15 protein-coding genes and 3 pseudogenes are annotated in these 21,586 nt (G+C 67.5%); 9 read left to right on the top strand and 9 right to left on the bottom strand.

Going from position 1 to position 21,586, the window contains the following annotated elements; all coding sequences use genetic code 11:
* The 5 genes and pseudogenes from CLG85_RS23990 to CLG85_RS23970 all read right to left on the bottom strand — a co-directional run.
* Positions 1-886: pseudogene (locus tag CLG85_RS23990) on the bottom strand (hypothetical protein); the annotation flags it as partial.
* The gene (locus CLG85_RS23985) at positions 883-1,956 is read right to left on the bottom strand and encodes a family 8 glycosyl hydrolase (protein WP_095881871.1); all 1,074 of its coding nucleotides are present in this window, start codon (positions 1,954-1,956) and stop codon (positions 883-885) included. The pseudogene CLG85_RS23990 and the gene CLG85_RS23985, both read right to left, overlap by 4 nt.
* Positions 1,953-3,968, bottom strand: a complete 2,016-nt coding sequence (locus CLG85_RS23980) for a cellulose biosynthesis cyclic di-GMP-binding regulatory protein BcsB (protein WP_260350171.1) — start codon at positions 3,966-3,968, stop codon at positions 1,953-1,955. The genes CLG85_RS23985 and CLG85_RS23980 overlap by 4 nt, the downstream gene beginning before the upstream one ends.
* A 226-nt stretch (positions 3,969-4,194) precedes the next feature.
* Positions 4,195-6,549 (bottom strand): UDP-forming cellulose synthase catalytic subunit, encoded by a 2,355-nt coding sequence (bcsA, locus tag CLG85_RS23975; protein WP_260350170.1) that lies wholly within the window; start codon positions 6,547-6,549, stop codon positions 4,195-4,197.
* Positions 6,546-7,160: a hypothetical protein gene (locus CLG85_RS23970; protein ID WP_141244511.1), complete on the bottom strand. Its 615-nt coding sequence runs from the start codon at positions 7,158-7,160 to the stop codon at positions 6,546-6,548. Before CLG85_RS23970 ends, bcsA begins: the two co-directional genes overlap by 4 nt.
* Positions 7,161-7,546: 386 nt before the next feature.
* Here CLG85_RS23970 and CLG85_RS23965 point away from each other — a divergent pair, with 386 nt between their 5' ends.
* The 6 genes and pseudogenes from CLG85_RS23965 to CLG85_RS23940 all read left to right on the top strand — a co-directional run bounded on the left by CLG85_RS23965 (position 7,547) and on the right by CLG85_RS23940 (position 12,815).
* Positions 7,547-8,842, top strand: coding sequence for an extracellular solute-binding protein (locus tag CLG85_RS23965; RefSeq protein WP_095881868.1), 1,296 nt, complete (start codon positions 7,547-7,549; stop codon positions 8,840-8,842).
* Between the two features lie 101 nt (positions 8,843-8,943).
* Positions 8,944-9,915, top strand: a complete 972-nt coding sequence (locus CLG85_RS23960; RefSeq protein ID WP_095881867.1) for an ABC transporter permease subunit — start codon at positions 8,944-8,946, stop codon at positions 9,913-9,915.
* Positions 9,916-9,919: 4 nt separating this feature from the next.
* Positions 9,920-10,763: pseudogene (gene ugpE / locus CLG85_RS23955) on the top strand (sn-glycerol-3-phosphate ABC transporter permease UgpE).
* A complete protein-coding gene (locus CLG85_RS23950; RefSeq protein WP_260350169.1) occupies positions 10,763-11,833 on the top strand; it encodes a sn-glycerol-3-phosphate import ATP-binding protein UgpC in 1,071 nt (356 codons plus the stop codon). Before ugpE ends, CLG85_RS23950 begins: the two are co-directional and overlap by 1 nt.
* Positions 11,834-12,004: 171 nt before the next feature.
* Positions 12,005-12,583 carry a hypothetical protein gene (locus tag CLG85_RS23945; protein WP_260350168.1) on the top strand — a complete coding sequence of 193 codons (579 nt, stop codon included), beginning with the start codon at positions 12,005-12,007 and terminating at the stop codon, positions 12,581-12,583.
* Between the two features lie 49 nt (positions 12,584-12,632).
* Positions 12,633-12,815 (top strand): hypothetical protein, encoded by a 183-nt coding sequence (locus CLG85_RS23940; protein ID WP_260350167.1) that lies wholly within the window; start codon positions 12,633-12,635, stop codon positions 12,813-12,815.
* On the opposite strand, the gene CLG85_RS23935 is transcribed toward CLG85_RS23940, so the two are convergent.
* Positions 12,812-13,234, bottom strand: a complete 423-nt coding sequence (locus CLG85_RS23935; protein ID WP_095881863.1) for an RbsD/FucU family protein — start codon at positions 13,232-13,234, stop codon at positions 12,812-12,814. The two genes, CLG85_RS23940 and CLG85_RS23935, sit on opposite strands and share 4 nt — an antisense overlap.
* A 297-nt stretch (positions 13,235-13,531) precedes the next feature.
* Here CLG85_RS23935 and CLG85_RS23930 point away from each other — a divergent pair, with 297 nt between their 5' ends.
* The 3 genes and pseudogenes from CLG85_RS23930 to CLG85_RS27535 all read left to right on the top strand — a co-directional run bounded on the left by CLG85_RS23930 (position 13,532) and on the right by CLG85_RS27535 (position 16,519).
* A complete protein-coding gene (locus tag CLG85_RS23930) occupies positions 13,532-13,948 on the top strand; it encodes a heme oxygenase-like domain-containing protein (RefSeq protein ID WP_260350166.1) in 417 nt (138 codons plus the stop codon).
* A pseudogene (locus CLG85_RS27540) lies at positions 13,945-15,180 on the top strand (GAF domain-containing protein); the annotation flags it as partial. The gene CLG85_RS23930 and the pseudogene CLG85_RS27540, both read left to right, overlap by 4 nt.
* 70 nt (positions 15,181-15,250) lie before the next feature.
* Positions 15,251-16,519: an HWE histidine kinase domain-containing protein gene (locus tag CLG85_RS27535; protein WP_311735035.1), complete on the top strand. Its 1,269-nt coding sequence runs from the start codon at positions 15,251-15,253 to the stop codon at positions 16,517-16,519.
* A gap of 22 nt (positions 16,520-16,541) precedes the next feature.
* Here CLG85_RS27535 and CLG85_RS23920 read toward each other — a convergent pair whose 3' ends face one another.
* From CLG85_RS23920 to CLG85_RS23910, 3 genes are all read right to left on the bottom strand, one after another.
* Positions 16,542-17,183, bottom strand: coding sequence for a PAS domain-containing protein (locus tag CLG85_RS23920; protein ID WP_224845261.1), 642 nt, complete (start codon positions 17,181-17,183; stop codon positions 16,542-16,544).
* Positions 17,184-17,330: 147 nt separating this feature from the next.
* Positions 17,331-20,714 (bottom strand): error-prone DNA polymerase, encoded by a 3,384-nt coding sequence (locus tag CLG85_RS23915; protein WP_260350165.1) that lies wholly within the window; start codon positions 20,712-20,714, stop codon positions 17,331-17,333.
* Positions 20,711-21,586: DinB/UmuC family translesion DNA polymerase (locus CLG85_RS23910; RefSeq protein WP_446323477.1), on the bottom strand; the 876-nt coding region annotated here is incomplete at its 5' end. The genes CLG85_RS23915 and CLG85_RS23910, both read right to left, overlap by 4 nt.

Here is a 21,586-nt window from a genome sequence, read left to right as displayed (position 1 = left end):
CCGCGAGGGCCGCGGGGGCCGGCGCGCTGCCTGCCGCTCTCTGTTGGGGGGCTGCACGCTGGGGGCGACCGACGGGGCGCAGGCTGACCGCGGGCGAGGATCCTGTCGCGGGGCCGATCTCGACCGGGCTCAGTGGATCGAGGGGAGCCGTCGCGGGCGCGATCTGCCCTTGTGCCAGCAGCCCGGCACGCAGCCGATCCTCGACCGCGGTCAGCCGGTTCCCGGTGGCCGGAGACTGGTTGCGTGCAAGATCGGCAAGTCGCGCAAGCTGCTCGAGCGAGGCGACATCCGCGGATTTCTCGAGGGTCGCGACCAGCGCGTCGGGGTCGGTGCAACTGCGCGCCACGCCAGTATAGACCCCAAGCGCGGAGGTCACGTCGCCAATCGCCTGGTACTGCTCGGCCAGCAGCCAAGCGTTGTTGACCCTCTCGCAGCGCAAGAGCGCCGGATTGCCGCGGGCGACGCGGATGGCCACGTCTGCATTGTTGCCGGCCACCGCTTCATCGAAGCTGGCCTGCGCCTCGGCAAGCGCGAGGGTCTCCAGCAGCTCTGCCGATGGCGACCAATTGGGATATTCCCGGCTGATCTCGGCGATCGTTCCGCGGGCGCTTTCGAACTCCCCGGCTTCGACCTGGCGATAGATGCGATCGACCAGCTCACCGGGCACGCTGCGTTCGAGCTGGCCAAGATCGTCAGGCACGACCCAATCGGGGTATTGCAGCTGCAGCCGGCGGATCTCTGAATTGACCGCCTGCTGGTTGTTCTCGGACATGTAGAAACGCAACGCCTGGAGGTCGGCGTCGCTCGGCGTCTGCGACAGGGCGGCGCCGCCGATCAGGCAGCACGCAACCGCAAGTGGGAGTCTCAGGTGTCGAAGCAAGGTCATATCGGGATACACATCGGCGAGGCTTCGATCTGGGCAATCATCGTGAAGAGCTGAAGCGTGCCTGGATAGTAGGGCGAACGGCTCGAGAAGGGCGGGATCTCCGAGCCGACGCTCTGCCGCACGGTACAGGTGGCGAGCGCGGAGATCGCCTTGTAGCCCGGGTCCTTGCTGGTCGAAAGCGCGCGGCCGGTTTCGCGGTCGATGACCGTGGCGGCCTGTCCCGCGGCGACCCGCTCCTGCGCCTCGGCGTAGCGCAGCACCGCCGGGTGGTCTTTCAGCCCGGACCAGATCAGGTAGAGCGGCAGGCGCATGGCTTCGTAGCCGGCATCGAAGGAATAGCCCTCTGCGGCACGGACACCGCTTGGGGTCACCTCCACCCAGTCCGGAACGACACCGTCCTGCGCGAGCGTCCTTGCCACCTCGACGGCGCCGCGGGCGGCCTGCGCGAGGATCGGGGCATCGAATTCGGTGGCCAGTTCGGTCATCGCGAGGGGCATCGCGTAGCAAGGATTGTAGATGAATCCCGCGTCGGTCCTGAACCCGTCCGCGCCGGGGATGAGTAGCGGATCAAGGTCGTCACCGCCGGGGTGCCGGGCGATGCAGGCGGCGACGATGTCGGAGACGATGAGCTTGGCGCTCTGGCGGTAATCGGGGACGTTGAACCGCCGGGCCGCGCGCAGCAGCGCCCAGGCCCTGAAGAGATCACCGTCGCTGGCGTTGTTGAGATCCGGCACCTTGACCGGCTCGTCGGGGAACCAGCGCCAGGCCATCAGGTTGTCGGAGCGGATGGCCAGGTTCAGACGGGTCCAGGTCTCCATCCGTTCGAAGGCGCGCTGGTCTCCCATGGTTGCGGCAAGCAGCAGGCCGTAGCCCTGTCCTTCGGAGTGGCTGGAATTGCGCTGGAACTGGTCGATGACCCGTCCGGTCGCATCGAGATTCGCAGCACGCCAGGCGAGCCAGACGTCCTGCAGATTGGCTTCCAGCCCGACCGTCTGGGCCGAGGTCGCCGCGTCGGTGCCAATCAGGCCGGCCAGAGCCGCCATTCCCGAAAGCAATCTGCGCCGGTTCATTTCTTTCTCCGTCGGCTCGCGACCAGGAGCCCCATCGCGGACAGTGCGCATCCTATGGCGAGCAGGAAAAGGGGGGCGATGTACCTTCCCGGTGAAAGTGTTACATAGTTGCCGACAACTGCGCGGACATTCGAAATGCTGAGCGGCTCCTGCAGGCTGAGCGGGCGGCTTGCCGATCTCCAGACCTGCCAGCTTCCGTCGTATCCGAACAGCGAGACCTGTCCCTTGGGGCCTTCGGACCTTTGGTGCATGTCGACCAGCGAGGCAACGAGACGCTCGTAATCGGTGTTCGGGCGCACCACCAACCAGAGTTCCTCGGGGGTCTCCATGCTGGGCTGAATGAGCATGGCTTCGGCCGAGCGGCCGAGCAGCCAGCTGTCGAGATCGGACTCCGGGCCACGCCAGAGAGAGGTGATCTTGCCCCGCAACTCGCGCAGGCTGTCCGCGGCCTTGTGCCGGTCGAGAAAGTTCGTCCACCAACCTCGCGAGTCCACCGACGCCCAGGGATCGGCGACCTGTCCCGTGGTGGTCGGCGGCGACAGCAGGACCTCTTCGAGTTCCGACACGTTCTTGCTGACAATGTCGCCGGGGATCATCGAAAGGTCGGCAGGGATGCCGATCTTGATCGACCCTGTGCGGGCGGGCTGACCCTGCGGGGCCTCTCCTGCGGTCTCATCCGAGACGTAGATCGAGGCAATCTGGGCGAGCATCCCAAGCGGCAGTGTCCGCTGTGCCGCTTCGCTCATCGAGATGCGAGAGACATCAACCGAGGCGAGGCTCCGGTCGATGCGCGGCAGCACCATGCGCGGGCTCTCCGGGACCGTCAGGCTGGTCGTGTCGAAAATCTGGAAAACAGGCGCCGACTGCACGGCGCAGGCGGCATCCGCCGGCTCGCCGGGGACGAGCGCCTCGAAGGACACCTCGTTGACGCCTGGCTGCAGCTGGTTTGCCGCGAAGGGGATGAGCAGGGGATCGAGGCGGCGTCCGGCCTGATGCACGTCGTCCAGCGGCAGCAGCCGGATGGTCGCGTCGTTGATTTTCACCAACAGCAGCGCGCCTTTCGGCAGATCCCTGGCGAACGCGTAGTCGAGGCGCAGTTGCGCGCGCTGCGATGCCAGAACCAGCCAGTCCCACGGCAGGCGGAACGAGACCGCCTGGCGTATGTAGTGCCCGCGACCCTCGAGCGTGCTGACGCCGAGGTCGGACAGCGGCTGTCTTTCTCCAGGAACCACTACCGGCACCGCTGTGCCGGCAGGCATCGGGCCAAGCGCGCGTGCCAGCAACGCCTCGGTCGCCTGCGCCTGCCCGCTGTTGGTGAGCAGGACAATGGCGCCATCTCCGCCGCGTTGGAACGTCGGCAGGTCGGGAACGGAGTATTGCTCGGGGAGCGCAGTGACCCGGGCCAGTTGCGGGATCTGGTCCTCGACCGTGTAGTAATCCGCGACCGTGATCTCGGGCGGCAGGCCTTCGAACAGGCTTTCGATCCGCGCAACGTAGGGCGATGCGTTCATCACCTGCGCGTAGCTGCCACTCGCGAGCGAGAAGGTCTTGCCCTGCCCGAGCTGTGCGGAGGCGGCGGCGATGAAGCCCAGCGGATCGAGGCCGAGCTCCGCGCGCGGCACTGTGATCCCGCTCTGATGCGCGATGATGTCGGTCCAGAGCCCGAATGACGCATCAGGACCGCAGAGCACGCGGTGCACCTGCTCGAGGCGGACTTCCACGAGATTGCGGCCCGCAGTCAACAGGCCATCCGGCACCGGAAGCGTCATGGTGCCGGCAGCAGAGAAATTCTCGAGCACGACGGTGCCGATCTCGATGCCGTTGACGAGGACGGCGGCGTGCGAGCGATCCGGAAGCAGGTTGATCGAACTCAGCGTGGTGACCGCAAGGGAGGCGCCGTTGATCGCGCGGGGCAGGAAGAGCCAGAAATCTTCTTCGGGATATTCGCCCTGCAGGCGGTGGCCGGCGGTCTCTCCGCCCTGTGGACTGCGCGGGCGCAGCGGCAAGAGCACGTCGCTCGCCTGCGCTGCTTCTGATGAGGGCTGTGCGTTGGGCGCGGTCCATTGCCGGTCCGAGGGCAGGACGGGCTTTTCGGATTTGGGCTCGGCGGGCGCGACGCGCGGTTCCGAGGCCGGCGGAAAATCCTCGATTTCGATTTGTTGCGCGCCGCTCCAGGAGGTCTGCAGCGCGAGGGCGGGAAGGAACGCCAGGATCAGGGGTCTCATCGTGTTCATGGGCTCAATCCTCGATCCTTAGGTAGCCGTCGGCCTGGGGAACAACGGCCTCGGCAACCGGGACGGGCTTTCGCTCGGTGTCCTTCGTGGCGCCGGTGAAAGCGTCTTCGAACAGGGTGTCATCCGCCTCCGGTCCACCGCTGCGAAGGGTCAGCTCGCGGGCAAAATCGAAGAGCGTCTGCGGCAGCGAGATAGCGCTCTTGGCCAGGACGTAGAGCAGCCCCGCGACCAAAGTGCTGCTCTGCGCGTGGAACTTGCGGAAGAACTGCCACCTGCGGCTGTCTCCGTAAACGACATGAGCGGTCAGCTGCGCGGCCTGAACCATGTGTTCCGGCGCGACGTTGAGCTCGATGACGGTGCCCTCCACTCCCGAGCGCACTTCGGAGATGGTCATCGGCAGAGCGGTTTCGAGATCGGGTGCCTTCGGCAGGCTGGGGACAAGCGCGATTGCGGCCCCGGCATGTTCCGCGCTCCAGGCTTCGTGCGTGCCGTCCTTGAGCTGCAGCTGGAACCGCTCGGGGCTGGCGGAGAGGATCGTAACGTCCTGAGCCTCGCGGTCGGCCTCCGAGACAGGCGCGAGCAGGGTGATCCGCCCGGGGGCCGACACCGCGGTGCGCGGCCGGATCAGACGGCGCGGGCGCTCGAAGACGGCGCGCAGGGCATAGGCCGCCAGCACGAAATTGTAGAGCGCCCAAGCGCCGACGATCTGCACCACCGACCGATCGCCGGGGAAGGCGTACCAACGGTAGGCCCCGGCCGCGAGCCCTGCGAGCAGCAGCGCGACAAGCAGCGTGAGCGGGCGGTAGATCGGCGACAGGAACGCGTGCTCGAGACTGCCATCCTTTGCGGTCACCTTGAACGAGGCGCCGCGCGGACGCAGCACCGTTTCGACCAGCGCCTTGAGGATATAGGGGGTCTGCGCGATCTCGTAGACCTCCGAGATCTGCGGCCAACGCACCTCGGAGAAGAGCGCGTTCTGCACCATGAAGCCGATCAGCAGGTAAGGCAGGATGTAGACGAAGACTTCCTCGGGATCGACGACGAAGATCTCGAGGCCGAAGAAGAGATAGAGCAGAGGGCTGAGCAGGAAGATCGTTCGGATCAGCGGAAACAGCCAGAAGCTCATCGAGTTGAGATAGCAAAGCCGCTGCGCCATGGTGAGGCCGCTGCGGAAGATGGGGTTCTTGAGGATCAGCATCTGGATCATGCCGGTCGCCCAACGGCCGCGCTGCTGGATGAACGAGGCGAAGGTCTCGGGCTGCAGGCCGGCGATCATGGCGTGGTCGAGGTACAGGCTCTCCCAGCCGCGGGCATGGATGTCGAGCGCGGTTTCCGCGTCTTCCGTGATGGTCTCGCCCGAGATGCCGCCCACCTCGTCGAGCGCCTTGCGGCGCAGCAGCGCCGCCGATCCGCAGAAGAAGGCCCCGCCAAGCCGGTCGAGCCCGCGGTGGATCTCGGAATAGAACATCTCGTTTTCGGACGGGCAGTTCTCGGGCAGCGCGAGGTTGCGCTCGATCGGGTCGCGGTTGGTGAAGAAGTGCGGGGTCTGCACCAGGAACAGCCGTGGCCGTTCGGCGAAGTATCCCACGGTCCGGGCCAGGAAGTCCGGCGTGGGCACGTGGTCTGCATCGAGGATGAGGACCAGCTCCCCGTTGACCTTCTGCAACGCCGCATTGAGGTTGCCGGCCTTTGCGTGCTCGTTCCGGGCGCGCGTTGTGTAGACCACGCCAAGCTCGTCGCAGAGCGCCTGCAGCCTCGCCCGGCGGGCCAGTGCCCGCTCGGAAATGGCAGGGTCGGAATGGTTGCAGCGCTGGTCGGTGCCGCCATCGTCGCAGAGCACGACGGTCTTCCGGTCCTCGGGGTAGCTCACTCGCTTGGCCGCCGCCAGCGTGACGGCGAGAAGCTCGGGGCTCTCGTCGTAGCTCGGCACCAGGATGTCGACGGTCGGAACATCGCTCAGCTTGATCGGCTCCGGTCGCGGATGGGTGACCGGGTCGGCCGTGATCAGCGCCGTGAGGAAGAACAGGCCGACGGTGAAGGTTTCGGCCCCGAAGAGCACCAGCGCGGCGGCCAGCGAGATCGGGTCATCGAGCGAGGGCAGCGTCTCGAAGGCGCGCCACAGCCAATAGCGCAGGACAAAGACCCCCGCGATCGACATCACCACGAAGCGGACCGAAATCCGCGTGCCCACGAATGGCTTGAGCCCATAGATGAGCACACAGGCCACAAGCGCCAGAAGTCCCTGCGTGCTGACGGAGATCGGTACCGATGCAAGGAAGAGGAGTGGGACGGCGAGGGCCACCCAGACCCCGAACAGCAGGAGCGAGGTGGCTGATTGTGCGCTTGACGACGACTTCATGGGAGGGGGCCCGCCAGAGGTGAGAGCATTTGAGGGGCGGCGGCGGGCTCGGCGGTGATCGCGGCAAAGCCCACGGCCTCCGGCCCGATCGGTGCCAGTGCCGCGTCTTCGCTGCCGTGGACGCAGTTGCGCAGCATCATGTCCATTGCCGAAGTTCCGGACTGCAGGGTGCGCGCGGTCGCATCGAGGCGCCGGAAGGCCAGTACGCAGTTGAGCCCCGCATGGTTGCTCCAGCTTGCCCAACTCATGACGCCAAGTGCATCGGCGGTGGTCCTGAACGCGAGGTCCTCGAACCGTTCGAACGGGAAGGGCGTGCCTCCGGCAGAGGCCAGCAATTCGGTCGGGCGGAACCTCCCTCCGACGGAGAGCGGCGACGCTTCAGAGTGAAGAAGGATGAAATTCTCGCCCCGCAGGGCCGTGGGATTGGGCAGCAGGATGCGTTGCTCGGTCACGAAGCGATATCTGCGTTCCAGAACGAGCTGGGCGTCGGGCACCCGGATCCATGCGCTCGACAGCGGCTGCTGCACGTAAGGTGCCCCATCTAGCTGCGCCTGGAACTCGGTGTAGGTCAGAGGGAAGCTCCCGCAGGCGACAAGCAGGAACGACAGCACACCTGGCACCAAGAGGCGCGCAAGCCGAATGGGCAGAACCGCCGCTTTCCTGCTCCAACGCTGGATCACCTTAACACCACACTTTGCCTCAAATCATTGGAAGCATACCTGACCCAACTGGAGCCCAAACGCCATAGGCGAAGACTTGCCGCTGTCTTGAGCGTTGCTCATTGGGTACTGGGGCCCTGTGCGTGCCGCCGCTCGCAGTCGACTTGCTGGGAAGGAGTTTGAGGGCCCCGTCGGTCTCCGGCGCACGTCTTGGGAAAGGTGCCGAGCGCTCTTCGCCATCGCAAGATGACTGATTGTCACGCAATCGTCGCTCATCGGTATCAGGGCCGTTACATACCGCGCATACCCCGTCGCCGAACAAGAACGGGGGACACCACATGTTCAAGACAACCGGAGTCGCGATCGGCTCGATGCTGCTCGCCTCGACCGCCTTCGCCGCGACCGACATCACCTGGTGGCACGGCATGGGAGGCCGGAACGGCGAGGTCATCAACGAGATCTCGCAGCAGTTCAACGCCGCGCAGGACCAGTGCCACCTTACCCCGATCTCCAAAGGCACCTACGAAGAGGCGCTCTCCTCGGGCATCGCCGCCTTCCGCTCGGGTGAGCAGCCGAACATCCTGCAGGTGTTCGACGCCGGGGCCGCCACGATCATCGCCGCCAAGGGCGCGACGATTGCCGCCGAGGATCTGATCACCGGCGCGGGTGAAGAGTTCAATCGCGACAATTTCATCGCCGGCGTGCGCAACTTCTACGCTGACAGCGACGGCAAGTTCATCGGAATGCCGTTCAATTCCTCGGCGCCGATCCTGTATTTCAACAAGGCCGCCTTCGAGAAGGCCGGCGTGCAGCCCCCGAAGACCTGGGAAGAGTTCGAAGAGGTTGCGCCGAAGCTGAAAGAGGCAGGCTACCTGCCGATGACCGCTTCGCAGCTGACCTGGATGATGGTCGAGAACTTCAAGTCGCGGAACAACCAGCAGTTCGCCACGAACAACAACGGCTACGACTCCGCGCAGGGCACCGAGATCATCGTCAACGACGAGAATCAGGTGATGATGTTCGAAAAGCTCAAGGCATGGGCCGACGAGGGGCTCTACGGCTTCTACGGCGCCGGCTGGGCCGACAACCTCAAGCCCTTCGAAGAGGGTGAGGCCGCCATGTGGATCGGCTCGTCGGGCAGCTTCGGCGGCCTGCAGAAATCGGCCGATTTCGACTTCGGCGCGGTCTTCATGCCCTATTGGGACAGCATCGAGGGCGCCGGCACCCAGAGCTTCATCGGCGGCGCCGCGCTTTTCGCCATGGCCGGCAAGCCCGAAGAGCAGAACACCTGCACCGCGCGGTTCTTCTCCTTCCTGACCTCGCCGGAAACGCAGGTCTACTGGCACAAGAACACCGGCTACGTGCCGATCACCGAGGCCGCCTACGAGATGGCCAAGGGCGAGGGCTACTACGACGAGCAGCCGGTGGCCGAGGTTGGCATCCAGCAGCTGATGCTGCCGGGTGGCGAGTGGTCCAAGGGCTACCGCCTGGGCTTCTACCCGCAGATTCGCACCGTGATGGAGCGCGAGTTCAACCGCATCTTCTCGGGCGAGACCGAGGTGAAGGCGGCCTTCGACACCATCCAGTCCGAAGGCAACGCGCTGCTCGCGCGCTTCGCCAAGACCGCAAACTGAGGACCGGCCCCGCCGAGTTCCGGGGTCCCGGGCAGCCGCCCGGGGCCCCGATGCCATTGCCGCGCCGCGCGGCGGCGCCTTTCCCGATCAGGACACAGCCCGTGACCGATACCCCGCTCAACATGGTGGAGGCCGACCAGACGCTGGTCACGCGCCTCCGCGCCTGGTGGTCCGGCGAGACCGCCAACCCCGCCAAGCGCGTGCAGTTCGACCGCCCGCTCACCCCCTGGCTCTTCCTGCTGCCGCAGCTCGCGGTGGTGGTGATCTTCTTCTACTGGCCCTCGCTGCAGGCGGTGACCTCCTCCTTCTACCTCGAGGATCCCTTCGGCTTCGGCGCGACCTTCGTCGGGCTGGAAAATTACACCGACGCGCTGAACAGCTCCGAGTACCTCGGCACCGCCGCCTTCACCGCCTTCTTCTGCGTGGTGGTCACGACGCTGGCGCTGAGCATCGGCCTTCTGCTGGCGGTCAAGGGCGACAAGGTGATCCGCGGCGCCGAAGGCTACAAGACGCTGCTGATCTCGGTCTACGCCATCGCGCCGCCTGTCGCCGGGCTGATCGGCATGATGTTCTTCGACATGCACATGGGGCCACTCACCGAGCTTGCGGCCTGGTTCGGCTACGACCTCAAGGTCGGCATCAACTACTGGGACACCGCCACCGCGCTCATCGTCATCGCCGTGTGGAAGCAGATCCCCTACAACTTCATCTTCTTCCTGTCAGGGCTGCAGTCGGTGCCGGTCTCGGTGCGCGAGGCGGCGCTGATCGACGCGCAATCGGGCTGGCGGCGGTTCTGGGACATCACCCTGCCGCTTCTGGCGCCCACCGCCTTCTTCCTGCTGGTGATCAACATCACCTACACGATGTTCGACACCTTCCCGATCATCGACGTCATCGTGAAGGACAAGCCCGCCAACAACCCGATGACGCTGGTCTACAAGGTCTATCTCGACGGGTTCAAAGGCAATGACATCGGCGGCAGCTCGGCGCAGTCGGTGATCCTCATGGGCGTCGTGGCGCTGCTGACCGTGCTGCAGTTCCGCTTCCTCGAACGCCGCGTGCACTACGGATAACGCCATGCAGAAGATCAAACCCTTCGATCACCTGATCCTCATCCTCGGGTCGCTCTTCCTCTGCGCCCCGGTGCTGATGGCGCTGATGTCCTCGACCCATACGGCGGTGGACATCCACTCGAACGGCCTGTCGCTGCTGCCCGGCGGCAATGGCACCCAGACTTACACCAAGGTGCTGACCCACAAGGGCGGCTTCACCGGCGACGTCACCGGCCTTCTGATGTTGCGCAACTCGCTGATCATGGGGCTCGGCTTCGCGGTCGGGAAGATCGTGCTGTCGATGATGGCCGCCTATGCGCTGGTCTACTTCCGCTTCCGCTTCGCGACGCTGCTCTTCTGGGCGATCTTCGCGACGCTGCTCTTGCCGCTGGAAGTGCGGATCATGCCTTCCTATCAGGTGATGTCCGAGCTGCACCTTCTGAACACCTACACCGGCCTCATCGTGCCGCTGCTGGCCTCGGCCACGGGCACCTTCTTCTTCCGGCAGTTCTTCCGCTCGGTGCCCGACGAGCTGCTCGAGGCGGCGAGGATCGACGGAGCAGGGCCGGTGAAGTTCTTCATCGACGTGCTGGTGCCGCTGTCGAAGACGATGATGGCGGCGATCTTCATCATCATGTTCATCTACGGCTGGAACCAGTACCTTTGGCCGCTGCTGATGACCACGGACGAGAGCTTCTACACCCTAATGCGCGGCATCAAGTCGATCCTGCAGGTCTGGGTCGGCAGCCAGATCCCCGATTACAACGAAGCCTTTGCCCTCGCGGTGCTGGCCATGATCCCCCCCGGTTGCCGTGGTGGTGATCTTCCAGCGCATGTTCATCAAGGGCCTGACGGAAAGCGACAAATAATGGCTGAACTTACTCTCAGGTCGGTTGGCAAGACCTACACCGGCGGCGTCGATGCGGTCTCGGACGTCACCATCGACATCAAGGATGGCGAGTTCATCGTGCTGGTCGGCCCCTCGGGCTGCGGCAAGACCACGCTGCTGCGCATGGTGGCGGGGCTCGAGACGGTGACCCGCGGCGACGTGCATATCGGCGGGCGGCGGGTGAACGATCTCGACCCCGCCGAGCGCGACATCGCCATGGTGTTCCAGAACTACGCGCTCTATCCGCACATGAGCGTGCGCGACAACATGGCCTACGGGCTGAAGAACCGCGGCGAGGGCAAAGCCGTCATCGAGGAGCGCGTCGCCGAGGCGGCGCGGATGCTCGAGCTGGGCCAGTACCTCGACCGCAAGCCGCGCGCGCTCTCGGGCGGTCAGCGCCAGCGGGTGGCCATGGGCCGCGCCATCGTGCGCCAGCCCGCGGCCTTTCTCTTCGACGAGCCGCTGTCGAACCTCGACGCCAAGCTGCGGGTGTCGATGCGCATGGAGATCCGCAAGCTGCAGCAGCGGCTGGGGACGACCTCGCTTTACGTGACTCACGACCAGCTCGAGGCGATGACGCTGGCCGACCGGCTGGTGGTGCTGAACGGCGGGCGGGTCGAGCAGATCGGCGCGCCTCTCGAGGTCTACCGCAAGCCCGCCTCGACCTTCGTCGCCTCCTTCATCGGCGCACCGGCCATGAGCCTGCTCGATGCACGTATCGAGGGCGGGCGGCTGCTGCTCGAAGGGCACGCGCTGGCGACGCTCGGCAACACGCCCGGACCGGTCACGCTGGGCCTGCGTGCCGAGGACCTTCGCATCGCCGCGATCGGCCTGCCGATGCGGGTCGAATACGTTGAGGAACTGGGCGCGCAGCGGGTCATCCACGGGATGGTCGGCGATCAGGCGCTGGCTGTCACCGACGCGCATGACGCGCCGCTCGGGCCGGAGGTGCGGATCGCTGTCGATCCGTCGAAGCTGCACCTCTTCGACGCCCGCACGGGGCGCCGGATGGACAAGCGGCTGCAGCAGGTCTCCGAGGCCGCGCAATGATCCGCGAGACAACCGCCGCGCTGCCAGTTCCCAGCTCCGAGGACATGGCCATCCGCGCGTTGCCGCGCGAGGTCACGGTACATGATGCGCATATGGCCAAGGTGCCCGGCATGGGCCTGATCGAGGTCGGGGGGGGAGGCGCCGGATGCCCCCCTCTCGCTGCCGCTCACCGTGGGGGCCTGGAACCTCGAACGCTGTCTCTTCCCCGAGGCCTCGGCCGCCCATGCAGGCGACTGCGATCTGCTGCTGCTTTCGGAGATGGACCACGGCATGGCCCGCACCAAGCAGCGCAACACGACCGCCGTCATGGCGGCGGAGCAGGGCATGGTCTATGCCTACGCGGTCGAGTTCCTCGAGCTGGGCCTCGGCTCGCCGATCGAGTTGCAGTTCTGCGACGAGGATCGCAACGCGCTTGGCTACCACGGCAACGGGCTGATGGCGCGCAGCGCGCTGCGGGCGCCTTTTGCGCTGCGGCTCTGGGGCCGGCGGCAATGGTTCTTCGATGACGAGCAGCCGCGGCTCGGCGAGCGTATCGCCGTGGGCGCGCGGATCGAGACCTCCGGGGGGGCCGTTCATCGCCGTTTCGACCCATCTCGAAAGCGCCTGCGACCCCGAGCACCGGCAGAGGCAGGTGGCAGGCCTGATCGACGCGCTGGACGCCGAGTTCCCCGGCCTGCCGGTGCTGATCGGCGGCGATCTCAACACCGGCAATCATGCGGATGGCGACTGGCGGGCCGAGGGGCTCTTTGACGTGGCGCGGGCCGCGGGGTTCAGCGTGCATGGTGGGCCCGAAGAGCAGATGACCACGCGCCCGAGCCTGATCACCCGTTGGCCCGAGCGGGCGATGAAGCTCGACTGGTTTCTTGCGCGCGGGTTGCAACTTGGCCCGGTGGAGATCCGCTCCTCGCTCGGCCCGGACGGCACGCCGCTCTCGGACCACGACCTGATCGTGGCGCGGATCGAGGGGCTCGCGGGCCGCTAGACCCGCAGTACGCCCTTCTTCAGGATGAGGTTGGCATAGAGCCGCCGCTCGCCGGTCGCGATCACGGCATAGGCCTCCTTCGTGCGGTCGTAGAAATCGAAACGGTCGATCTCTTCGACGGTCACCGGTGTGCCCTCGGCCTCGACAAGCAGGCTGTCGAAGATATCGAAGATCTCGGGGCGCCCGTCGGGGCAGGCCATGACGGCGGCGGGGGCCTCGACGAAATCATCGAGCGGAAAGAGCGACAGGATCGCCTCCGCGGCGCGGTCGATGCCGATCCCGGGCAGGCGCACCAGCCGCTGCGCGACCCGCGCGGCGGGGAAATTCGCGTCGACCAGCACGATCTCGTCGCCATGGCCCATGTCGCGCAGGATGGCGAGAAGCTCCCCGGTCAGCAGCGGGTCTATGATTTTCAGCATGATGTCCTCCGGCAGCGATGCGTCCTGCGCAGGCGACAGCAGGAAGCGGTGAGGCGCAACCGGAAAATTCTCCGGTCCTCGGAACCAACAGTCTGGACAGGCGTTAGAAGGCGTCGGGACAGAATGAAAACAGCAGGGTCAGACTGGGTGAAGGATATTGTGGACGCCCCGGAAGTGCTCCGGGACAGCAATCTGAGGGATGCGCTGCGCAACGCCACCTCCGGCCCGCACCAGCGGCTGGACGTTGAGCTTTCGCGTTTGGACCTTGCCGCTGATAGGGATCGCCGAGCTTTCTGCATGGTGCAGAGACGCGGTTTTTCGCGTCTTGCCGAGGCCTGCGGCTGGGACGCCGCCGAGGCGAGTACCGCGCTGCGCGACACGCTGGAGGCCCTCGACGACGATCTGGGGCCAGTGCCCTCGTCGGGACCGGGTCTCGACCTTCCCCTTCACAGAGACGCGGTGGCCTACCTTCTGCTTGGCTCGCAGCTCGGCACGGCGGTGCTGCGCCGCCGGCTGCCCGAGCCGCCGCTGCGCGGCTTCTTTGCGCTGCCCGGGGATCGCGGCGCCTGGCGGGCCTTCTGCCAGCGGCTCGGCGCCCAGCCGGTCCATGGCCCCGAGGCGCAGCGGGTTCTGCGCGACGCCATCCGTGCCTTTTCCATTTTCGAACACGAAGCACGCGCCCTCCTGTCGGCGCCTGCCGACGGAGCACCATGAACGATTCCTTCCTCCCGACCGACACTCCCGTTGACCTGACAAATTGCGATCGCGAGCCGATCCACCTTCTGGGCAACGTGCAGAGCTTCGCGGCGCTGGTGGCGATCTCGGCGGATTGGATCGTCCAGCATGTCTCGCGCAACGCCGGGGCACTGCTCGGGCTCGAGGCCGAGGAGATCACCGGTCGGGTCTTCTCCGACATCCTGCCGCGCGAGACCGTCACGAAGCTGCGCGAGAAGCTTGGCGGCACCAGCCACGAGAACGCCGTGGCCCGACTCTTCGGCTTCGACGTCTTCGGCGACGGGCGGCTCTTCGACGTTAGCGCGCATCAGTCCGGCTCGAGCTTCATTTTCGAATTCGAGCCCAAGACCCGCGACGGCGCGCAGGACGAGCTGGCGCAGGTCACCCCCATGCTGCGGCGGGTCTCGGCGCAGCGTGACCTTGCCGGCGCCTCGGAAGAGGCGGCCCGGCAGCTGCGCGCGCTGACCGGTTTCGACCGGGTGATGGTTTATCAGTTCGGCCCCGAGGGCGACGGCACGGTGATCGCCGAGGCCAAGGACGGCGGCGATGCCGAGACCTATCTCGGGCTGCATTTCCCGGCCTCCGACATCCCCCGGCAGGCCCGTGCGCTCTACAAGCGCAGCCTGCTGCGGCTGATCGCCGATGTGGATGACGAGGTTTCGCCCATCGTGCCGCCGCAGAGCCCCGAGGGGCAGCCGCTCGATCTGTCGCTGGCCATGTCGCGGGCGGTCTCGCCGATCCATCTCGAATACCTGCGCAACATGAAGGTGCGCGCCTCCATGTCGGTGTCGATCGTCATCCGCGGCGAGCTCTGGGGGCTCTTTGCCTGCCATCACCGCGCGCCCCTGCACGTGGACTACGAACGCCGCACCGCCGTCGAGCTGCTGGCGCAGTTCTTCGCCTACGAGCTGGAACGGCAGGAGGCCAAGGCAACAAGCGACACGGTGGGCCGGGCGCAGCGGCTGCACGACCGGCTGATGATGCAGATCAGCTCGGGCGAGGGGCTGGCGGCGAGCTTTCCCAGCATCGCCCGCGAGATCGGCAAGGTGATCCCGCATGATGGCATCGCGCTCTACTCCGACGGCGCCTACGTGCCGCAGGGGCGCACCCCGTCCAAGGAACAGTTCCAGACCATCGCGCGGTTCCTCAATACCGCCGCCGCGAGCCGGGTCTATGCCACCGACAGCCTCGTTGCGCGGCTGCCGTCGATGGCGGAGCTGAAGGAGGACTGCGCTGGCATCCTCGCCATTCCGGTCTCGCGTACCCCCCCGCGACTACATCGTGCTGTTCCGCTCCGAGGTGGTGCGGCAGGTGAACTGGGCGGGCAACCCCAACAAGCCGGTCGAGGTCGGTCCGCTGGGCGCACGGCTCACCCCGCGCAAGAGCTTCGAACTCTGGAAGGAAGATGTGGCAGGCCGCTCCGAGACATGGTCGCCGACCGCGCTGAAGGCGGCCGAGGCAATCCGGGTGACGCTGCTTGAAGTGGTGCTGAAGCTTTCCGACGAGGTCAACGCCGAGCGCAAGCGGGCGCAGGACCAGCAGGAGTTGCTGATCGCCGAGCTCAATCACCGGGTGCGCAACGTGCTGGGGCTGATCCGCTCGCTGGTCGGCCAGTCGCGGCAGTCGGCGCATACCATCGAGGAATTCACTGCTGCCGTCGACGGGCGCATCCACGCGCTGGCGCAGGCGCACGATCAGCTGACCTCGACGGAGTGGCAGCCGGTGGCGCTGCGCGAGCTGCTGACGGTCGAACTTGGCGCCTATATCGCGGGCGAGGAGCACCGGGTGTCGATCACCGGCACGCCGGTGCTGCTCGCGTCAGACGCCTTCTCGACCATGGCGCTGGTGCTGCACGAGCTTGTGACCAACTCGGTGAAATATGGCGCGCTGTCGGTGCCCGCGGGACGCGTCGACGTGGCGGTCGAGCGGCTGCCCGACGGGTTGGTGCGGATCGGCTGGGCGGAAAGCGGCGGCCCGGCGGTGCGCGCGCCCGAGCGGCGCGGCTTCGGGACCACGATCATCGAGAAATCGATCCCCTTCGAGTTGAAGGGCAAGGCCGAGGTGCACTTCGAGGTGACCGGCCTCCGCGCCGAGTTCCTGCTGCCCGAGCGCTACGTGACCGACGCGCCCGCCGAGGCCCCGGTCAGCGTGCCGGAGCCGCAGGGCACGGGGCCGGAGGCCGACGGGCTGAAGGGGGTCGCGCTGGTGGTCGAGGACAACATGATCATCGCCATGGATGCGGCCGACATCCTGTCGGACCTGGGCGCCGAGACGGTGCACACCGCCTCGTCGGTGGCCGAGGCGCTGCGCATCATCGACGCGCATCCCGTGTCCGTGGCGGTGCTCGACGTGAACCTTGGCTCCGAGACCAGCCTTCCCGTCGCCGAGATGCTGGCGCGGCGGGGCGTGCCCTTCGTGCTGGCGAGCGGCTACGCGGGGCAGTCGGACTGGTTGTCGCGCTTCCCCAGCGCGCCGATGACCAGCAAGCCCTTCACTACCGAGACCCTGTCGAAGGCGGTTGGGCGGTTGACCGGGCGGGCACGGGGCTAGGGGACCGGCGAGGAGGGGCGGCTCAGGCGGTCGCCCCGTCGCTCCCGCTGTCGTCGATCTGCCGTCGCAGGCTTTCCACTGCCTGCGCAGCCCGCGTACCGGCCTCTGTCAGCGCCTCGGCCAGCGCGTCCGCGCGCTCCTGATCGACGCCGCGGCGCAGGATGTTGGCGGCGCTGGTCGAGACGGCGGTGAGATTGCTGAGCGTGTGGAAAAGATCGCTGAGCGAGCCGAGCATCTTGCGGTCCTCGAAGACCCGGGCGGCACGCTCCCCGTCGGGCGCGGTGCCCGACATGAAGGAGGACAGGGCGAGCACGCGGGCGACCTTGCCGTCCTCCCAGTCGAGCGGCACGATCTCCACGTCCCAGGTGCTCTCACCCGTGCGCTCGTGCGCGAAGGTCCCGACGAAGCTTGCGGGCTTGCCTTCGAAGGCGCTGGCCAGAGTGGCCTCGGCCTTTTCGCGCTCCGCCCCGTGCCAGAACTCGGTCCAGATCTGCCCGCAGATGGCGTTCGCGTCGGTGTTGAGCAACTCCAGTCCACGCTTGTTGACGGCGAGCACCTTGCCGCCGCGGTCGAGGACCTTGGCGCAGACCGTCGTGCGTTGCGCGAGATAGCCCATCACGGTGGAGAGGGCCGTGGCTTCAAGATTGGTTTCTGCTAGAATCATTGCGCGATCCGGGCTTGGGTGGGCAGATTTACGGGTTGTTAACCTATCGGACCCTACGTCGCATGTGCAATTCTGAACTTGTGGCAGTGGTTAATTTGACCCTGTGGTTTGGCCGTCAGGCCCGTTCCGCCGCGCCCTTGGCACCTGTCAGTGGAAGTCGCGGCTGGGAAAGAGTTTCTTGGCCTGCTCGCGGGGATGACGGGCGGCACTGCCGCGGCGGCTGCCGCCCGCGGGCCGGCGGGTCTCGTCGGCGCGGCCGTCGTTGCTCTCGATCGGGCCGAGAACGGGCACCGGCCCGCCCAGATCGAAGAGCCGCTCCGAGAGATCCTCGACCGTCTCGGCGATGAGATGGGTCACCACGCCCTCGCGCTCGAGCCGCCCGGAGACGCGCAGCAGTCGTCCGGCGATCACCGCCTTGCGGACGGTCTCGTAGATCTTCGTCCAGACCACCACGTTCGAGGTGCCGGTCTCATCCTCCAGCGTCAGGAAGATCACCCCCGAGGCGGTGCCCGGGCGCTGACGGGTGATCACCAGCCCGGTGACGGTGATGCGGTGGCGGTGCGGCACCTTGTCCAAGGCGCTGTGCGGCAGGCTCTCCGGCAGGCGCGGGCGCAAGAGTTCCATGGGATGGGCGCGCAAGCTCAGGCGCAGCGAGAGGTAATCCTCGACCACCTCCTGCCCGAGCGTCATGGCGGGCAGGATCACGTCGGGCTCCACGCCGCCCTCGCCATCGGTGCCGAAGAGCGGCAGCGGTTTCGGCGCCTGCAGCGCCTTGGCGGCCCAGAGCGCGTCGCGCCGGGTGAGGCCGAGCGCGGCAAAACCGTCGCCCTCGGCCAGCCGCTCGAGCGTGGCGGGTTTCACCCCGGCGCGGCGCCAGAGGCTCTCGACATCCGGATAGCCGTTGCCCCGCGCCGCGACGATCCAGGCGGCATCCTCCTCGCGCAGCCCCTTGATCTGGCGCAGCCCGAGCCGCAGCGCGAGGCTGCCGTCGGGGCGACGTTCGAGCGTGTTGTCCCATTCGGAATGGTTGACCGAGACCGGGCGCACCTCGACGCCGTGCTCGCGCGCGTCGCGCACGAGCTGGGCGGGGGCGTAGAAGCCCATCGGCTGGGAGTTGAGCAGCGCGCAGGTGAAGATCGCCTGGTGGTGCCGCTTCAGCCAGGCCGAGATATAGACCAGCCGGGCGAAGCTGGCGGCGTGGCTTTCGGGAAAGCCGTAGCTGCCGAACCCCTCGATCTGGGCAAAGCAGCGCTCGGCGAAGGCCCCGTCGTAGCCGCGCGCCAGCATCCCCGAGACGAACCGGTCGCGGAAGGCGCCGATGGTGCCCATGCGCTTGAAGGTGGCGAGGGAGCGGCGCAGCCGGTCGGCCTCGGCCGGGGTGAAGCCGGCGGCGACCACGGCGATCTGCATCGCCTGCTCCTGGAACAGCGGCACGCCATAGGTGCGGCCCAGCACCTCCATCATCGCCGGACCCAGATCCTCGACCGGCTCCTTGCCCTGGCGGCGGTTGATGAAGGGATGCACCATGCCGCCCTGGATCGGACCGGGGCGGACAATGGCCACCTCGCACACCAGATCGTAGAAGCACCGGGGCAGCATCCGGGGCAGGAAGTTGAGCTGCGCCCGGCTTTCCACCTGGAACACCCCGATGGCATCGGCGCGGCAGAGCATGTCGTAGACCGAGCCGTCTTTGGCGGGAACATTGGCCAGCGTCCAGTGCTGGTTCCGGTGCTCCACCAGCAGGCCAAAGGCCTTGCGGATGCAGGTCAACATCCCCAGCGCGAGGATATCGACCTTCAAAAGCCCCAGCGCGTCGATGTCGTCCTTGTCCCATTCGATCACCGTGCGGTCGTCCATCGCCGCGTTCTCGATCGGGCAGAGCTCGTCGAGCCGCCCGTGGGTGATGACGAAGCCGCCGACGTGCTGGCTGAGGTGGCGCGGGAAGCCGATGATCTCCTCGATCAGCTTCGCGGTCATCAGCACCCGGTCGTCGGTGGGGTCGATCCCGGCGTCGCGCATGCGGTCCGCGTCGGGGGCGCTCGACGACCAGCCCCAGATCTGCCCCGAGAGCCTTGCGATCACGTCCTGGCTCAGCCCCATCACCTTGCCGACCTCGCGGATCGCCGCGCGCGAGCGGAAGTGGATCACCGTGGCGGTGAGCCCGGCGCGTTCGCGGCCGTAGCGCTCGTAGATCCACTGGATCACCTCCTCGCGCCGCTCGTGCTCGAAGTCGACGTCGATGTCGGGCGGCTCGCCGCGTTCCTTGGAGATGAAGCGCTCGAAGATCAGCGTGATGCTCTCGGGCGGCACCTCGGTCACGCCGAGCAGGTAGCACACCACCGAGTTCGCCGCCGAGCCGCGCCCCTGGCAGAGGATGCCGCGCGAGCGGGCAAAGGCGACGATGTCGTGCACGGTCAGGAAATAGGAGGCATAGCCCATCTCGCCGATCAGCCGCAGCTCCTTTTCCACCCGGTGCACGATCTTCGGCGGCGGGCCTGCGGGGTAGCGCCAGTGCAGCCCCTCGCGCGAGAGCCGGGCGAGCCGGTCCTGCGCCGGCTCGCCGTTTTGCGCCTCGTCCGGGTACTGGTAGCGCAGCTCGTCGAGCCGGAAGGCGCAGCGGTCGGCGATCTCGGTGGTGCGACGCAGGGCGGCGGGGTAGCGGTGGAAGAGCCGGGCCATCTCGTCGCCCGACTTCAGCCGCCGTTCGCCGTTGGTCAGGCGCCGGGTGCCGATGTTGTCGATGGTGCAGCCCTCGCGCAGGCAGGTCAGCACGTCGGCCAGCGGGCGGCGGGCCGAGCGGTGCATGAGCGCATCGCCCACGGCCACCAGCGGCAGGCCGGTCTGCTGCGAGAGTTGCGCCAGACGGTCGAGCCGGATCTGGTCGCGCCCGTCGTAGATCGGCGCTGCCCCGAGGAAGGTTCGGCCGGGGCAGCGCCGCAGCATCTCGCGCAGCTCGGGGTCGGTTTTGGCGCCGACGTTCCCGGGCTCCAGCGGGTCGGGCGGCAGGGCGATGAGGATCATCCCCTCGCTCGCGGCGTGCAGGTCGGCGCGGGTGAGGTGGCACGCGCCTTTCTCCGCCCGCCGCTTGCCCAGTGACAGCAGCCGCGTCAGCCGCGCCCAGGCGGCGATATCGCAGGGCAGGGCGAGCCAGTGCAGCGCACTGTCGGTCAGCACCAGCCGCGCACCGGCGATGAGCCGGGGCAGCGGCTGTTCGGGCGGCAGCAGCGGCGCGGCGCCGGGGGCGACCTGCGGCACGCGCTGGCGGCTCGAGGGGTCGGTCAGCGACTGCGAGCGGATCGCCGGGGCCTCGCGCGCCGCTGCCTCCGCCGCCTCGCGCGCCTCGCCCTGCAGCCGCTCCAGCTCCTTCAAGGCCGAAAAGGCGCGCACCACCCCGGCCACCGAGTTGCGGTCGGTGATGGCGATCGCCTCGAGGCCCAACTCGGCGGCGCGGGTGACCAGCTCCTCGGGGTGCGAGGCGCCGGTGAGGAAGGTGAAGTTGCTGGTGACGCAAAGCTCGGCATAGGGGGTCATGCAAACTCCCCCTGCACGAACCAGTCCTGCGCGCCGCCCGCGTCCCAGCCCGCCACCTGCGGCGTGTGGAAGAGCCAGAGCCGCGGCCCTTCGCGCGTCTCGATCCGCCAGTAGTCCCGGAGACCGGAACGCCAGGCGGGATCGTCGAACCACCACTCGGGGGCGATGCGTTCAGGCCCGGTGGCGCGCAGGGTGGAAAAGCGCATGTTGCGCCAGCGGAACTGCGCGGGCGGATGGCCGGGCTGCGCGCCGCGCGCGCCGCTGACCAATTCGGGCGGGAAGAGGATCTGCGGTCGCGGCGGGCCGCGCCGGGGCGGTGTCTCTTCGGCTTCGCTGTAGGCAGCGGGGGCGATGAGAAAGCTGCGCTCGGGGATGGTGCTGTCGGCGGGCAGCAGGCGCTGCACGGCGTCGAAACCAAGCCGGTTGCCGAGCCGCGAGATGAGATCGGCCAGCGCGTCCTCGCTGCGCAGCGTCGGGCCGCCCGGCGTGCTGCCCGGAGTGCTGCCATGGCCCAGTTGCTCGGGCGGCAGCTTTTCGGTGACCTCGGCGCAGAGCCGCAGCGCGTCGATGCCGAAGCCCGCCTCGACCTCGGCCACGCCCTTCTCGAAGAGCGCGGCGATGCGGGCGGGGTCGCGCATGGGCCGGGCAAGGCCGACCCGCACATGCGCCGTCTCGCGGTCGACCCGGCGCAGCTCCAGCAGCACCCGCCGGGCACCGTGCTGGTGGCGGGTGAGCGTCTCGCAGAGCCGCGCGAGCAGGCGCTCGAGGCCGGCCATCACGTCCTCCTGCAACCCGATCGGCTCGGGCAGGGTCATGCGCACGCCGAAATGCGGCGCCTCGCGCTCGGCGTCCACCGGCTCGGGGCGCGTGCC

This window comes from Alloyangia mangrovi (assembly GCF_002300555.2).
GTDB lineage: Bacteria > Pseudomonadota > Alphaproteobacteria > Rhodobacterales > Rhodobacteraceae > Salipiger > Salipiger mangrovi.
Note: the sequence above shows the minus strand (reverse complement) of the source record. Positions and strands in the feature narration are given on the sequence as shown.

Excerpts from the sequence above, each read along its gene's own strand:
- CLG85_RS23985 (WP_095881871.1), bottom strand. The coding sequence starts at position 1,956 with ATGAACCGGCGCAGATTGCTTTCGGGAATGGCGGCTCTGGCCGGCCTG.
- bcsA (WP_260350170.1), bottom strand. The coding sequence starts at position 6,549 with ATGAAGTCGTCGTCAAGCGCACAATCAGCCACCTCGCTCCTGCTGTTC.
- CLG85_RS23965 (WP_095881868.1), top strand. The coding sequence starts at position 7,547 with ATGTTCAAGACAACCGGAGTCGCGATCGGCTCGATGCTGCTCGCCTCG.
- CLG85_RS23950 (WP_260350169.1), top strand. The coding sequence starts at position 10,763 with ATGGCTGAACTTACTCTCAGGTCGGTTGGCAAGACCTACACCGGCGGC.
- CLG85_RS23940 (WP_260350167.1), top strand. The coding sequence starts at position 12,633 with ATGACCACGCGCCCGAGCCTGATCACCCGTTGGCCCGAGCGGGCGATG.
- CLG85_RS23935 (WP_095881863.1), bottom strand. The coding sequence starts at position 13,234 with ATGCTGAAAATCATAGACCCGCTGCTGACCGGGGAGCTTCTCGCCATC.
- CLG85_RS23930 (WP_260350166.1), top strand. The coding sequence starts at position 13,532 with ATGGTGCAGAGACGCGGTTTTTCGCGTCTTGCCGAGGCCTGCGGCTGG.
- CLG85_RS23920 (WP_224845261.1), bottom strand. The coding sequence starts at position 17,183 with ATGATTCTAGCAGAAACCAATCTTGAAGCCACGGCCCTCTCCACCGTG.
- CLG85_RS23915 (WP_260350165.1), bottom strand. The coding sequence starts at position 20,714 with ATGACCCCCTATGCCGAGCTTTGCGTCACCAGCAACTTCACCTTCCTC.